This is a genomic window from Xanthomonas sp. GW (genome assembly GCF_014236815.1).
In the GTDB taxonomy this organism is placed as follows: Bacteria; Pseudomonadota; Gammaproteobacteria; order Xanthomonadales; family Xanthomonadaceae; genus Xanthomonas_A.
Window position 1 is genome coordinate 1,403,453 of sequence record NZ_CP051189.1, and the last position, 13,961, is coordinate 1,417,413.

Here is a 13,961-nt window from a genome sequence, read left to right on the forward strand (position 1 = left end):
GGACCACTGCCAATGCGTAATCCGCTTCTTTTTGCAGTCGCAGCCGCCGCACTTGTGCTCGCTCAGACACCGGCGCAGGCGGAGATCTGGCAACCAGCGCCGGGCCATGTGCAGGTGCCGATCTGGCCTGGCAAGGTTCCCAATGCGTTGCCGCATCCGAAGCCGGAATCGGTCGGTCCAGGCGAAGGGCACACGTGGTGGGCCAGGGCCAACGATGTCAGCCAGCCGACGATGACGGTGTATGCGCCCACGGGCCGCAACACCGGTGCGGCGGTGGTGGTGTTTCCCGGCGGCGGCTATCAGGTCCTGGCGATGGATCTGGAAGGCACGGAGATCTGCGATTGGCTGACATCGCGTGGCATCACCTGCGTGCTGCTGAAGTACCGCGTGCCGAATTCGGGGCCGACCTGGGTCAACGGCAGCCGCTACTACCCGAAAGTGCAGACCGCGCTGCAGGACGCGCAGCGCACGCTGGGACTGGTGCGCCTGCATGCGGCGGAATGGGGGATCGACCCGCACAAGGTCGGCGTGATCGGGTTTTCCGCTGGCGGACACTTGGTCGCCGCGGCCAGCACGCATTTCGCAAAGCGCACGTATGCGGCGGTGGACGCCGCGGATGCGCAAAGTTGCCGCCCGGACTTCGCCATCGCCGTCTATCCCGGCCACCTGTGGGCGCACGAGGACGAGGATCGTGCCGAGCGCGATCCGACCCATCTGGAGCTGCGGCCGGATATCACCGTGAGCGCCGGCACGCCGCCGACCTTCCTGCTGCAGGCCGAGGACGACGAGGTGGATGGCGTCACGCAATCGTTGGCCTACTACGTCGCGCTCAAGCAGGCCGGGGTGCCGACGGAAATGCATCTGTATGCGCAGGGCGGCCATGCGTTCGGGCTGCGGCCGAGCACGTTGCCGATCGCGCAATGGCCACGGCTGGTGGAAACGTGGCTGGGGACCATCGGCGTGCTGGACGCGGTTGCGGCGCACTGAGCGCCGCTGCATTGCTGGCGGGGCATGCTCCACACGCAGAATCCCGCCTTGCGCGCCGCCATTGCGGTGCAAGGCGGCTCGCTCAGCCGAGCGCGCCGATCGCGTTCGGGTCGTCCTGATACAGCCGCGCCGGCCCGCCCATCGCCGGATCGGTGACGCCGGGTTTTCCGGTTTCCACACGCCCGGCCAGACGCTGGCGCGCGCCGTCCTGGATCACCCACAGGTCGTACCAGCCGCCGCTCGCCGCCGCACTCCAACTGCGCCGCTGTTCGGTGCCGGGCGCCAGCGTCACGCTGCCGTGCGGTTGCGCCTGGGCATAGGCGCCGGGCTGCAGTTCCACGCGCAGCGTGCTGTTGCCGGGGTTGCGCAGCAGCAGGCACAAGGCGTGCGGATCGCCCGCGTCCTGGGCGATCTCGGCCTGCAGCGGCGGCGTGCCAAGGTCGCCGCGGTAATGGCGGTGGAAGCCGTTGGGGCCGAGCAGCCACAGGTCGTAGCGGCCGTCGTAGGTGGTCCAGGTGGCGTCCAGCGTGGCGCCGGCGCCCAGCGTGTAGCGCCGCGGAATCGCGGCCAGGTCGTAACGGTCGTAGACGTGCAGCACCGCGGCGGCGCCGGCATTGGCCATGCGCAGCAGCACTTCGCCGCGTGCGTCCACGTGCTGCAACTGCACCGTCGGGCGATACGGCAACGCGCGCGAGCGGCGCACGCCGAACGGCTGCTGCGGCGCCTGCACGGTGTCCGGCAGCGGTGGCAGCGCGTGTTCGTGCAGGGCCGCCGCGCGTGCGGCGGCGGCGCTGACGTCGGGCAGGGAAGCGAAGAACGGACGCGTATCGGCCTGGCGGAAATCGAAGGCATCCACCAGGTCGCCGCAGACCGCGCGGCGCCACGGCGTCAGCCCGCTCGCGGCGACACCGAAGCGGCGTTCCAGCAGGCGCAGCACCGAGGTGTGATCGTAGACCTGCGAATCGATCCAGCCGCCGCGGCTCCACGGCGAGATCACGTACATCGGCACCCGCGGGCCCAATCCGTAGGGCCGGCCGCGCAGCTCGGGCAGATCGGCCTTTTCGTCGCCCGGCGCGGGGTGCAGGTGGTATTCGCCGTCGGTGTTCACCGTCGAGGCGCCGGCCCGGCCGCCCGCCGCGGCGGGGTCGGGCGAGGGCGGCGCCGGCGGCGGCACGTGGTCGAAGAAGCCGTCGTTCTCGTCGAACATCAGCAGCAGTGCGGTGCGCGACCAGGCCTTCGGGTCCGCGGTCAACGCATCCAGCACGCGCGCGGTGTAGGCCGCGCCCTGCGCGGGGCTGGACGGATCCGGATGCTCGCTGCCGGCGGCGTCGGCGATGATGAAGCTCACCGCCGGCAGCCGCGCGCCGAGTACGTCCTCGCGCAGCTGCGCCAGCGTGCGCGTGCCGACCCCGCGTTCGCGCAGTTGCGGATCGTGCCCGGGCGCGCCGCGCCAGGCGGCGCGGAATGGGGCGAAACCGGCCAGCGGGTTGTCGGTGAAGTTGTCGGCCATGTCCTGGTAGATCTGCCAGGACACGCCGGCCTGCTGCAGCGCTTCCACGTAGCTGGGCCAGCGGTAGTCGTCGGCATGCCCGCCCAGTTCGGGGAAGTTGTCGTGCGAGTTGGCGATCACTGGCCCGCCGGCGCGCGCCTGCGCATCGTTCTGTCCGGTCCACAGGAACACGCGGTTGGGGTTGGTGCCGGCCTGGATCGCGCAGTGGTAGGCGTCGCACAGGGTGAAGGCCTCGGCCAGCGCGAACTGGAACGGCAGGTCGTCGCGTTCGAAGTGGGCCAGCGCATGATCGTGCTTGGCGGCGGCCCAGCGGCCCATGCGGCCATGGTCCCAGGCCTGCTGCGCGTTCGGCCAGGTGTGCGGGGTGCCCTGCACGCGCATGCTGCGGAAATCGCGTGCGGTGTGCAGCGGGAATGGCGTCAGCAACCGGTTGCCGTCTTCGCTGGGTTGCAGCCACACGTTGCGCGGGGCGATGCCGGGCAACGGCGGCGCCGGGATCGGGAAGCGGTCGCCGAAGCCGCGCGCGCCGGCGAAGCTGCCGAAGTAATGGTCGAAGGCGCGGTTCTCCTGCATCAGGATCACCACGTGCTGCAGGTCCTGCAGGGTGCCGCTGCGCACGTCGGGAGCGATCGCGGCGGCGCGGGCGATGCTGGGCGGCAACAGCGCGGCGGCGGCGCCGGCGACGCCGGCCTGGAGCAGGCGGCGGCGGGGAAGATCGGTCATGGCGCGGGCACCGGCAGGACATGGGAAAAGGACTCGCCGGCGGCGCCAGGCCGCCGGCGAGGACGCAGCATGGCGGCTGCGCGATTACAGATCCAGCGTCAGGGTCAGGCCGACCGTGCGCGGTGCGGCGATGAACGCGCTGTCGCTGCCGTCCACGCCTTCCAGGTAGCGCTTGTCGGCGAGGTTGCTGACGTTGAGGTCCAGCTTCAGGCCCTGCAGCTGCGCCGACAGCTGCGACAGGCTCAGGCCCAGGTGCGCGTCGAAGGTGGTGACGCCGTCCAGGCTGTTGCTGTTGGACGCATCCAGGTAGCGCTTGCCGAGGTAGCGACCGGAGATGCCGAACGCCCAGGCCTGGCCCTGCCAGTCGGCCGAGGCCACCAGGGTGTTGCGTGGCTGGCCGATCACCTGCGAGCCGGGGGTGATCTCCAATGCCGTGTCGCGTGCGGCGTCGCCGCTGCCCAGGTAGGTCGCCTTGTTGAAGGTGTAGGCGCCGTTGACCCGCCAGCCGTTGTCCCAGCCATAGCCCAGCGCCGCTTCCACGCCGCGCGCATGTACGCCGCCGAAATTCTCGTAGACGCCGTCGGTCTCGCCGAGATAATCGATGCCGCTGACGAAGTTGGCCGGCACGTAGACGATGCGGTTGTCGAAGCGGATGTCGTACACGGTGACGCTGCCGGTCAGCGGCCAGCGGCTCATGCGCAGGCCCAGCTCGATGTTGTCGGCGGTCTCCGGCTTGACCCGGCTCAGCGCCATCGGGTCGGTCTCGCCGAGCACGCCGGAGGGAATCGCGGCGAAGTTCTGCGAGTAGCCGGCGAAGGCTTCCAGGCCCTTGACTGGGGTGGTCCAGGTCAGGCCGGCGGAGAACAGCGGATCGGAATGCGAGTCCGACTCGACGTGTTCGCTGTCGCCGATGCGGCGGTCGCGGGTCTGGTCGACGAAGAACTGCTTGACGCCCACGCGCCAGGCGAAGTTGCCGTAGCGCATCACGTCTTCCACGTAGTACATGCGCTCGTCGGTGTCGTAGTTGTCTTTGAACTGCACCCAGTACGGCACGTGGTCGAAGGCGATGTTGCTGCCGACATCGAGCAGCCGGTGCCAGTCGCGGGTGACGCTGCGCTGGTATTTTTCCAGCCACACGCCGCTACGCACGGTGTTGTCGATCGCGCCCAGGTCGGTGCGCCATTCCGCATCGGCGGTGAAGCCGGCGCGGTCGTTGTCGTAGTGGCTGTGACGGTAGGACTGCACCGCCTGCGAGCCAGCCGGGTAGCAGGCCGCATTCGACTCGGCCGGCACCGTCGCGCTGCCGCTGCAGCCGGCCAGCATCGTCGCCGCCGCGCCGGTGGGGGTGACGAAGTAGATCTTGCCCAGGTCGCTGCCGCCGTAGACGGTGCGTCCGCCGGTGTATTCGGATTCGGGCTTGCCGCTGCCGTCGTCGGTCACGTCCACCAGGTACGGCGGGATCCAGTCGCCGCGGCCTTCCATGCGGTGCGCGTAGCCGGCGAGGGTGGCCTTGAAGCCATTGCCGCCGTCGAACGCGCCGCGCAGGTAGCCGAAGGTGTTCTTGCGCAGCGCGCGCGAGCCGGAACGGTAGTTCTGGTCCAGATACGGAATGCCGGTGAGGGTACCGGTCAGCAGATCGTGCTCGGGATCGCGCGCGAACTGCTCGGGGGTGACGCTGCTGTACTCGGATTCGTCGGCGTCGTCGTAGGACAGGTAGCCGCTGAGCTTCCACGCGCCCAGGTCGCTGTCGAACTTGCCGGCGAGATGATCGCGGGTAGTGTGGCCGCTGCCGTCGATCCAGTCGGTGTTGCTGCTGTGCGAGGCGCTGAGCCAGGCCTTGCTGCTGCCGATCAGGCCGGTGTCGTAGCGCGCGTAGTACTTGCGCGCATCGTTGTCGCCGATGCCCACTGCCATGCGCACGCGCTGCGCATCGAGCGGTTCGCCGGTCAGGTAGTTGAGCGTGCCGCCCAGCGCTTCGTTGGAGCGCGACGCGATGTCGGCCGTGCCCTGGCTGACTTCGACCGTTTCCAGATCCAGCGTGTCGATGAAGCGATTGGCCTTGGAGCCGCCGCCATAGGCCGAGCCGCCGTTGGGCAGTCCGTCGATGGTGGTGCCGATCTGCTGCGTATCGCGGTTGCTGACGAAGCCGCGCATGCTGATCTGCGTGCCCCAGTCGGAGGAGCCGAACGCATCGGCCTCGGTCACGATCACCCCGGGCAGTTCGTTGAGCACGTCGTTGACGCTGCCCATCGCGAACTGGCGGTCCAGCATCTCCTTGCTGACGCTGGTCTTGGCGTAGGTGGTGGCTTGGCCGACGACCTGCACCTGGTCCAGGGTGGAGACCTGCGCATCGGCGTCGGCGGCGGGAGTGCTGGCGTCGCTGGCGGCCTGGGCGTGGGCGACCATCGCCGACAGCAGCAGGGCGAGTGTCGTGCGGCGCGGAACATGGAAACTTTTCGGAAAATTCATCAAGGGTGAACGTGGGTGTGGGGGCTGTGATGGTGTCGACACATGGTTGCGTGTGTGTGACTGCCTGTTTGCGGCAGGCGCCACTTGGTGCGCGTATCCGAAAGACGGCATAAGCGGTGCGCGTATTCGTGGCGAGGTGTAAAGGCACGCATCCTCGCTGCCGATGCAGCCGGCACCACGCGGGCCTTGCCGCCTGCGTGCACGGCAGGTCGGGGCAGGTGCCGGTGCTGGCGCCGGTGCGCCGTAACGGCACTCGCGCGCGCCACGCGGCATCATTGGCGCCGCTGCCGCCGGTGGCCCCTCGATGGACGCACTACCCGATGAGCCACGAACTGATCTACCTGCTGCTGATCTTCGCCCTGCTGGTGATCCCGCGCGCGCTGCAGCGCTTCAAGCTGCCGGCGCCGCTGACCTGCCTGCTGTTCGGCATCGTCGCGATGCTGGCGATGGGCGAGCGCGCGCACGATGCGGTGATCGCGCTGCTGGCCACGCTCGGCATCTCCTCGCTGTTCCTGTTCGCCGGGCTGGAGGTGGACCTGAAGGCGCTGCGCCGCGGGCTGTGGCCGCTGCTGCTGCATCTGCTGGTGCGCGGCGGCACCTTGGTCGGGGTCGGCTGGCTGGCCTGGCGCTACGCCGCGCTGCCGTGGCAGGCGGCCGGATTGCTGGCGCTTGCCCTGCTGACCCCGTCCACCGGCTTCATCATCGATTCGCTGGGCCGGCTCGGGCTCAGCGAGGAGGAGCGCTTCTGGGTCACCAGCAAGGCCATCGCCGGCGAATTGCTGGCGCTGGCGGCGTTGTTCGTGATCCTGCAGGCCGGCGATCCCTGGCGGATGGGCCTGTCCAGCCTGGCCTTGCTGGCAATGCTGGTCGGCCTGCCGTTGCTGTTCGTGGCGTTGGGGCGCTGGGTGGCGCCGCAGGCGCCCGGGTCGGAGTTCTCGCTGCTGGTGATGGTCGGGCTGATCGCCGCCTACATCACCTATTCGCTGGGCGTGTACTACCTGGTCGGCGCATTCATCGCCGGGCTGGTCGCGCGTCTGCTGCGCCAGCGCATGCCGCTGCTGGCCTCCGACGAGAACCTGCACGCGGTGCGCCTGTTCGCTTCGTTCTTCGTGCCGTTCTACTTCTTCAATGCCGGCACCAAGGTGCCGAGCGGGGCATTGAGCCTGCAGGCGCTGGGACTGGGCCTGGCGCTGACCGCGTGCGTGCTGCCGCTGCGCATCGGCATCGTCTGGCTGCAGCGGCGGTTGCTGTTCGGCGAGGACGCGCGCAGCAGCCTGCGGGTGTCGCTGGCGCTGGCGCCGACCCTGATCTTCAACCTGGTGCTGGCCGCGATCCTGCGCGAGCGCTTCGCCATCGCCGATGCGCTGTTTGGCGCGCTGCTGCTGTATGCGGCGCTGAGCACGCTGCTGCCGTCGCTGCTGTTGCGCATGCCGTTCGACGTGGACCCGGTCGAGGCCGCGCCGCTGCCGGCGGCACCGGCCCAGGGCCTGCTCGAGGCGCCGGCTGCGGAAGATCCGGCGGCGCTGCCGGTCGATCCGCCGCGGCCGGGGTTGCCGCAGCCGGCCGTTTGAGCGGCCCGCGCTTCCCGAACCCGCGCGGCGGCGTCGCGGCCGGCTGGAGAATGCAGGCCAGGGCGCCACGCGCCGGTATCGCTTGAAAGCCGGCGCCCGGGCCCCATACTGGCTGCCTCTGTTCCTTTCGCGTTTTTGCCGCCATGCCGATCTATGCCTTCCAATGCGCCGAGTGCGGTCACAGCTTCGACCGCCTGCAGAAACTGTCCGATCCCGATCCAGACGCCTGTCCGTCGTGCGGCGCGCCCGCGATCAAGCGCCAGCTGACCGCGCCGTCGTTCCGCCTGTCCGGCAGCGGCTGGTACGAGACTGACTTCAAGAAGGATGGCGACAAGAAGCGCAACCTGGCCGAATCCGGCAGCGGCAGCGCCAGCGAGGCCAAGCCGGCCGCCGCGGCCGCCTCCACCGACAGCGTGGCCAAGCCTGCCGCAGCACCCGCGGCCACGCCGGCACCGGCCGCCAAGCCCGCTGCCACCTGAGCGCGGCGTCGCGGAGCGGGGCGTCCCGAATTGGGGCTTCCCGGGGCGGGGCGTCCCGAAAATGCGAACGGCCCGGAGTCGCCTCCGGGCCGTTCGCGTTTCTGCCTGACAGGTCTTAGCGGGCGCCGAAGCGGGCCCGGCAGCCTTCCTTGACCCACACCGCATTGCCCTCGTAGCCCCAGTTGCGGCCTTCGACGCAGGTGGTGCCGGACAGCTGCTGGATCACCGCCGGTCGGCCCTGGCGGCGGTCCCAGGCGCAACTGCGCAGGCGCTTGTCGTCGCTGCTGCAGGTCACCGAGTAATCGCTGCCGGACGGCGGGCGCCCCGGACCCCAGCCGCCACCGCCACCGCCGCCCCGGCCTTCGGCGAACTCGCCGCGGCAGCCATCGTCCACCCACACCGCGCCGTCGCGCTGGCCCCAGCTGCGGCCTTCGATGCAGCGGGTGTCGGACAGCTGCCGCACCAGCACCGCATTGCGCCAGCCGGTGTTGCAGACGCGCTGGCGCTGGTCCTGGCTCTCGCAGCGGATGGTGCCGCCCGGGCCGGGACCTGGGCCAGGACCCGGCCCGGGGCCGCCGCCGTCGCCCCAACCACCGCGACCTTCGGCGAAGCGGCCGCGGCAGCCGCGGTCCACCCACACCACGCCGGGGCCGGAGCCCCAGGTCTGGCCCTCGATGCACGGCGAATCCGACAACGCGCCGACCAGCCGCGCGCGGCCGCGGAACGGCGTCGCGCACTGGCGGCGCTTGCGGTCGTTGCTGGAGCAGGCGATGGTCTGCGCGTTGAAGCCAGGCTGCGGCCGCCACTGACCGCTGCTGCCGCGCAGCGAGGTGGAGATGTCCTGCTGGATGCGGCCGAAGCCCCAGCCGCGGTCGACCTGGTCCAGGTAGAACTCCAACTGGTCGTCGGGGATCTGCCGGCCGCGGGTCTGGTCGGCGTATTCGCGCTCGATCACCCGCACCCGGCTCGGCACCGACAGCTGCCGCAGGTCCTCCGGCGCATAGGCGCGCGCGCTTTGCGCGGCCACCGGCCCGCTGGCCAAGGCCAGACCGGCCACCAACAACCAACCGCTCAGCTGCTTCAACATGGGTCCCCTCCGACGCCCGTGACTGTGGGCGGACTATAGCCTCACGGAAACTTAAGGCCAGGTGAGTTGCGGCCGGATTTGCCCGGGCCGGCGCCGCGCCGCAGAATATCCGGCTTGCCGGCGCGTTCTGCGCCGGCGGCCCCACCTTGGAGTTTGCGATGCGTACCCACTTCTGCGGCCTGGTCGACGAGACCTTGATCGGCCAAACCGTCACCCTGGCCGGCTGGACCGATGTCGCCCGCAATCTCGGCGGGGTCTGCTTCATCGACCTGCGCGACCACGAGGGCATCGTGCAGGTGACGGTGGAGCCGGAGAGCGCGGAGGTGTTCGCGGTCGCCGCCTCGCTGGGCTACGAGGACGTGCTGCAGGTGGAAGGCGTGGTGCGCGCGCGGCACGCGGTCAACGACAAGCTGCGCAGCGGCAAGGTCGAGGTGATCGCCACCCGCATCGCCATTCTCAACAAGGCCGCGCCGCTGCCGTTCCATGCGCACGAGAACCCGGGCGAGGAAACCCGCCTGAAGTACCGCTACCTGGACCTGCGCCGCCCGGAGATGCAGCGCATGCAGCGCACCCGCATCAAGCTGGTGCAGGGGCTGCGCCGCTACCTGGACGAGCGCGGCTTTCAGGACATCGAAACCCCGATCCTGACCAAGGCCACCCCGGAAGGCGCGCGCGACTTCCTGGTGCCGGCGCGCATGCATCCGGGCGAGTTCTACGCCTTGCCGCAGAGCCCGCAGCTGTTCAAGCAGATCCTGATGGTGGCCGGCTTCGACCGCTACTACCAGATCGCGCGCTGCTTCCGCGACGAGGCGCTGCGCGCCGACCGCCAGCTCGAGTTCACCCAGCTCGACATGGAGTTCGCGTTCGTGCGCGAGCGCGATGTGCAGGATGCGGTGGAACAGATGATCCGCCACATCTTCAAGGAAGTGGTGGACGTGGAGCTGGCCGCCGAATTCCCGCGCATGACCTGGGCCGAGGCGATGCGCCGCTTCGGCTCGGACAAGCCGGACCTGCGCATTGGCCTGGAACTGGTCGACGTGGCCGAACTGGTCAAGTCCAGCGAGTTCCCGGTGTTCACCGCTGCTGCCAACGATGCCGACGGTCGCGTCGCCGCGCTGCGCATTCCCGGCGGCGCCACGCTGTCGCGCAAGCAGGTCGACGACTACGCCGCGCACGCGGCCAAGTACGGCGCCAAGGGGCTGGCCTACATCAAGTTGTCGGAGACCGGCGAAATCAGCTCGCCGATCGCCAAGTTCTTTTCCGAAGAAGCCTTCGCCGCATTGGTCGCGCACGTCGGCGCCGGCAACGGCGACATCGTGTTCTTCGGCGCCGGCGGCTACAACAAGGTCTCCGACTTCATGGGCGCGCTGCGCTTGAAGGCCGGCAAGGACTTCGGCCTGGTCGCGCAGGGCTGGGCGCCGCTGTGGGTCACCGATTTCCCGATGTTCGAATGGGACGATGAAGCGCAGCGCTACGTCGCCCTGCATCACCCCTTCACCGCGCCGGCGGTGGACGACATCGCGCAGCTGCGCACGCATGCAAGGACCGCGGTGTCGCGCGGCTACGACATGGTGCTCAACGGCAACGAGATCGGCGGCGGCTCGATCCGTATCCATCGCCCGGAGATGCAGAGCGCGGTGTTCGAACTGCTCGGCATCGGTGCCGAGGAAGCGCGCGCCAAGTTCGGCTTCCTGCTCGACGCGCTGAACTACGGCGCGCCGCCGCACGGCGGCATCGCCTTCGGCATCGACCGCATCGCCGCGCTGATGGCCGGCACCGAGTCGATCCGCGACGTGATCCCGTTCCCCAAGACCACCGGCGCGCAGGACCTGATGACCGACGCGCCGTCGCCGATCGCCGACGCGCAGCTGGCCGAAGTGCATGTGCAGGTGCGCGCCAAGCCGGTGCAGGGCTGAGCGATGGCATTGGCGATCCGCCAAGCCACGCCGGACGACGCCGCCACGCTGGCTGCGCTGGCCGCGGCCACTTTTACGGAAACGTTCGGCCACCTGTATTCGGCGGAAGACCTGCACGGATTTCTCGACGAGCACTACACCGCGGCGCGGCAGCGCACGATCCTGCAGCATCCGGACTACGCGATCTGGCTGCTGGAGGACGACGGCGTGGCGGTGGGCCATGCCGCGGCCGGCCCCTGCGGCCTGCCGCATGCCGAGGTGCAGCCCGGCGATGGCGAACTGAAACGGCTGTACCTGCTGCGCTCGCACCAGAACAGCGGCTGGGGCAGCCGCCTGTTCGAAACCGCGCTGGCCTGGCTGGAACGCGAAGGCCCACGCACGCTGTGGATCGGCGTGTGGTCGGAAAACTTCGGCGCGCAACGCTTCTACGCGCGCTACGGCTTCGAGAAGGTCGGCACCTACGAATTCCCGGTCGGGCAGACCCGCGATCTGGAGTTCATCCTGCGTCGCGCGCCGCGCCAGTAGTCTGGCCGTCCGTCGTCCGCAGCGATGGCGGCGCACTGCCTAGATGGCTTTATGCCCTGTTGATCGCCAATCGCTGTTGGCAAAACGGCATCTTTTTTTTGGTGCAGTCGTCGTTGTCACTAGGAACGCTGTGCATGCCGAAGAGGTCTGCAGCGGTGCACTTTCTTACACTGTACATGCCGCCACGCCAGCAGGGCATGTCGTTCATTTCCATCCGTTCTTGTTGCTCGCATGCGCAACAAGAGCGATCCGATGGGGAATGAACGACACGCCCTTTTGAGAGAGCGCTCTCGCCGGTCGCCCGGTTAGTTGGGCTGCACTTCCCAGGTCTGGTTGGGGTTGCCCAGGCAGTCCCACATCTGCACGCGTGCGCCGTTGGTCCTGCCGCCTTCGGAGTCATCGAGGCACTTGTTGCTCAGGTCGCTACGGATCTGCCCGCGAATCCGCCATGTTTGCGCGGCGCTTCCATTGCAGGTGGCCATCAGGATGGCGTTGCCGTTCGCGCCGGACGGGCCGGTGGCTTCGAGGCAGTTGCCGCCGTAACCGATGAGCGAGCCATTCGTGCCCAGCGTCCATTTCTGGTTCTTGTTCCCCGAGCAGTCCCATAGTTGCACTCCAGTGCCACTGGTCACGCCGCCGCCCATCACGTCCAGGCATCGTCCGCTGGCCACCTGGATGGCGCCGGTGGCCGGATCGAACTGCCATGTCTGGTTGGTGCCGCCGAGATTGTCCCAGGTTTGCAAGCGCGCGCCGTTGGCAGCCCCACCGTTGACCACATCCAGCACCTTGCCGCCGGTGGCGATGATGGCGGACGACCGGAAGCTCCAGCGTTGATTGGACGAGTTGAATGCCTGGTAGAGCTGCACACCCGCGCCGTTGCTGCTGTTCACCCCTGCGATATCCAGGACCTTGTCGGTGCCGTTGTTGCGAAGTGCCCGGCTTTTGCTCTGCCAATACCATTTCTGCTGGCGCAAGCCATTGCATCCCCAGACCTGAATCGGCGCCGTGTTCTGGGTGCTGCCGTCCACCACGTCCAGGCACTTGCCGGATGGGCCAACGATCTGGCCTGGCGAACTCGAGTCGTCGAACGGCACGACGGTCGCTCTGTATTGAACAACGCGAGGGATGGTAAGCATGAACGCGGTCGCATTGTCGGCCTGGGCAATCACGCCGCAGGACTGCCCATAGCACCCCTGAATCGTGGGGGTCGAGTAGATGTTGACCTCGCGCTGGTCGTTGACGGCGTACGCCATGACCGTGTGGAAGCTGCCCACGTCGCTACGGTGCCCGTAGTTATATCCGGTTTCTTGTCCGGTTTCGCGTTGGTGATACGAACCAAGCAGGTGCCCGAGTTCATGTCCAAGCGTTGTCGGGGTGCAGTAGTAGTTTCCGTCGATGCCATCGGAAACGATCGCGTACGCATAGCGGGAGTCGGTTCCTCCGTTCACCCAGGCAACGCCGCAATCACTCTGGCTGGTGCTGTCTAAACGGCGGACCAGTCCGACTAGGTCGGCGCCATAGTTTTCGCGCACCTGGCGAATCGGGCGGAAGGCGTCGTCGTAGGCCTGGATCCAGGTCAGTTCGTCCAGCGCCTGGCTATTGGAATTTTTTTTGGTGTAGCCGACTTCTATGGTGCCCACCAGGCGATAGCGCGCCTGCACATTGGCATTGGCGAAGGCTTGGTTGGCGACCTCGACGAGATTGGTCAACACCGTCTCTGTGGCCGATTCCCCGCCCCGATATGCCTTGTAGTCAGGCGTATAGCCAAGCACGACATCGATCGTATTGGTTGAGGTGGTGCCGGCTGCGGCATTGACCTTGTCCAAGCTGCTGTAGTTGGGAATGACGCCGGTGGCCGCCGCGAGCGGCGAAGCCTTGGCGCTGGGCAGAATCTCCCGCGCGTCGCCGCGCTTGCTGGGGGTCGCCGATCGCAATTCGACTTCGGATGCCGCCATGACATAGGGCTGCCCGTCGACGGTGGAAATCCGGTAGACCTTGCCGCCGCTGGCGCCGAGCGAACCGAACACCGCGTTCTTGCCGAATGTGATGACCGATTCCTCACCCACCAGCGCGCCGGGCAAACGTCCAACCCAGGTCCAGTTGCCGTTCTTGCCTTCCGTGTGGCGGACGTAATCCATCTGCAGCCGGGTGCCGTCCGGCGCAACGATCGTCATCTTGCCCTCCATCGTGGCTCTCAACGCATAACGCTCGCTGATGCGCGCAGGAAAGAGCTCGAATGGACCTTCCTTGGTCGGCGCGGCGTGGCCGACATAGGTGACCAGCGTACCGTTGTCCGGTGCGTCGAAGTGGGGGGAGATGCCCGGAGCAGAGGCGCCATGGGCGGCGCTGAGGGGAAGCGCGGCTTTGACCGAGCCTTGGCCCTGCGCTGCGGCTTGGCCGGCGTTCGATGCGTCGTGAGAGGCTCCGCTCTTCGAGACGCAACCTCCAAGCCAGACGCCTGCCGCCACGGCGACGCAGGATGCCAAAATGATGCCTCTGTTATACATGCAGCGATTCTCCTTGATGACTGCGCATACCTGCGTTCCGATCCTGTTTCCGTTGTCGCTGCTAGCCGATAAGCAGGCTGGCCCTGAATCGCATCCGGATTGAGAATTCCTTGGCGCGAAAGTTGATGCGTGGGGATTGAATTTTCTATGGCTTGGTATCTAACTCCCGCGATTACCGCTTGACACG

Annotated in this window: 9 protein-coding genes; 5 read left to right on the forward strand and 4 right to left on the reverse strand. The window is 68.2% G+C overall.

Annotation, left to right across the window (positions count from 1 at the left end; all coding sequences use genetic code 11):
* Positions 1 to 12 precede the first annotated feature (12 nt).
* A complete protein-coding gene (locus HEP73_RS05890) occupies positions 13 to 987 on the forward strand; it encodes an alpha/beta hydrolase (protein ID WP_255423773.1) in 975 nt (324 codons plus the stop codon).
* 82 nt (positions 988 to 1,069) lie between these two features.
* Here HEP73_RS05890 and HEP73_RS05895 read toward each other — a convergent pair whose 3' ends face one another.
* Together HEP73_RS05895 and HEP73_RS05900 are read right to left on the reverse strand one after the other, a co-directional pair.
* Positions 1,070 to 3,220 carry a phosphocholine-specific phospholipase C gene (locus HEP73_RS05895; protein ID WP_185822484.1) on the reverse strand — a complete coding sequence of 717 codons (2,151 nt, stop codon included), beginning with the start codon at positions 3,218 to 3,220 and terminating at the stop codon, positions 1,070 to 1,072.
* An 84-nt stretch (positions 3,221 to 3,304) separates the two neighbouring features.
* Positions 3,305 to 5,689, reverse strand: a complete 2,385-nt coding sequence (locus tag HEP73_RS05900; RefSeq protein WP_185822485.1) for a TonB-dependent receptor — start codon at positions 5,687 to 5,689, stop codon at positions 3,305 to 3,307.
* Positions 5,690 to 6,009: 320 nt separating this feature from the next.
* Between HEP73_RS05900 and HEP73_RS05905 the strand changes: the two genes are divergently transcribed.
* Both HEP73_RS05905 and HEP73_RS05910 read left to right on the forward strand, forming a co-directional pair.
* Positions 6,010 to 7,260 carry a cation:proton antiporter gene (locus HEP73_RS05905; RefSeq protein ID WP_185822486.1) on the forward strand — a complete coding sequence of 417 codons (1,251 nt, stop codon included), beginning with the start codon at positions 6,010 to 6,012 and terminating at the stop codon, positions 7,258 to 7,260.
* A 143-nt stretch (positions 7,261 to 7,403) separates the two neighbouring features.
* Positions 7,404 to 7,739, forward strand: coding sequence for an FmdB family zinc ribbon protein (locus HEP73_RS05910; protein WP_185822487.1), 336 nt, complete (start codon positions 7,404 to 7,406; stop codon positions 7,737 to 7,739).
* 115 nt (positions 7,740 to 7,854) lie between these two features.
* Here the strand turns inward: HEP73_RS05910 and HEP73_RS05915 are convergent, their stop codons facing one another.
* Complete coding sequence (locus tag HEP73_RS05915; RefSeq protein WP_185822488.1) at positions 7,855 to 8,826, reverse strand: DUF3011 domain-containing protein; 972 nt, start codon at positions 8,824 to 8,826, stop codon at positions 7,855 to 7,857.
* A 158-nt stretch (positions 8,827 to 8,984) separates the two neighbouring features.
* Here HEP73_RS05915 and aspS point away from each other — a divergent pair, with 158 nt between their 5' ends.
* Both aspS and HEP73_RS05925 read left to right on the forward strand, forming a co-directional pair.
* Positions 8,985 to 10,742 carry an aspartate--tRNA ligase gene (gene aspS, locus HEP73_RS05920; RefSeq protein WP_185822489.1) on the forward strand — a complete coding sequence of 586 codons (1,758 nt, stop codon included), beginning with the start codon at positions 8,985 to 8,987 and terminating at the stop codon, positions 10,740 to 10,742.
* Between the two features lie 3 nt (positions 10,743 to 10,745).
* A complete protein-coding gene (locus tag HEP73_RS05925) occupies positions 10,746 to 11,267 on the forward strand; it encodes a GNAT family N-acetyltransferase (protein ID WP_185822490.1) in 522 nt (173 codons plus the stop codon).
* Between the two features lie 305 nt (positions 11,268 to 11,572).
* On the opposite strand, the gene HEP73_RS05930 is transcribed toward HEP73_RS05925, so the two are convergent.
* Positions 11,573 to 13,774, reverse strand: coding sequence for a ricin-type beta-trefoil lectin domain protein (locus HEP73_RS05930; RefSeq protein ID WP_185822491.1), 2,202 nt, complete (start codon positions 13,772 to 13,774; stop codon positions 11,573 to 11,575).
* Positions 13,775 to 13,961 lie beyond the last annotated feature (187 nt).

Coding starts and splice junctions, on each gene's coding strand:
- HEP73_RS05890 (WP_255423773.1), top strand. CDS start 13: ATGCGTAATCCGCTTCTTTTTGCAGTCGCAGCCGCCGCACTTGTGCTC.
- HEP73_RS05895 (WP_185822484.1), bottom strand. CDS start 3,220: ATGACCGATCTTCCCCGCCGCCGCCTGCTCCAGGCCGGCGTCGCCGGC.
- HEP73_RS05900 (WP_185822485.1), bottom strand. CDS start 5,689: ATGAATTTTCCGAAAAGTTTCCATGTTCCGCGCCGCACGACACTCGCC.
- HEP73_RS05905 (WP_185822486.1), top strand. CDS start 6,010: ATGAGCCACGAACTGATCTACCTGCTGCTGATCTTCGCCCTGCTGGTG.
- HEP73_RS05910 (WP_185822487.1), top strand. CDS start 7,404: ATGCCGATCTATGCCTTCCAATGCGCCGAGTGCGGTCACAGCTTCGAC.
- HEP73_RS05915 (WP_185822488.1), bottom strand. CDS start 8,826: ATGTTGAAGCAGCTGAGCGGTTGGTTGTTGGTGGCCGGTCTGGCCTTG.
- aspS (WP_185822489.1), top strand. CDS start 8,985: ATGCGTACCCACTTCTGCGGCCTGGTCGACGAGACCTTGATCGGCCAA.
- HEP73_RS05925 (WP_185822490.1), top strand. CDS start 10,746: ATGGCATTGGCGATCCGCCAAGCCACGCCGGACGACGCCGCCACGCTG.
- HEP73_RS05930 (WP_185822491.1), bottom strand. CDS start 13,774: ATGTATAACAGAGGCATCATTTTGGCATCCTGCGTCGCCGTGGCGGCA.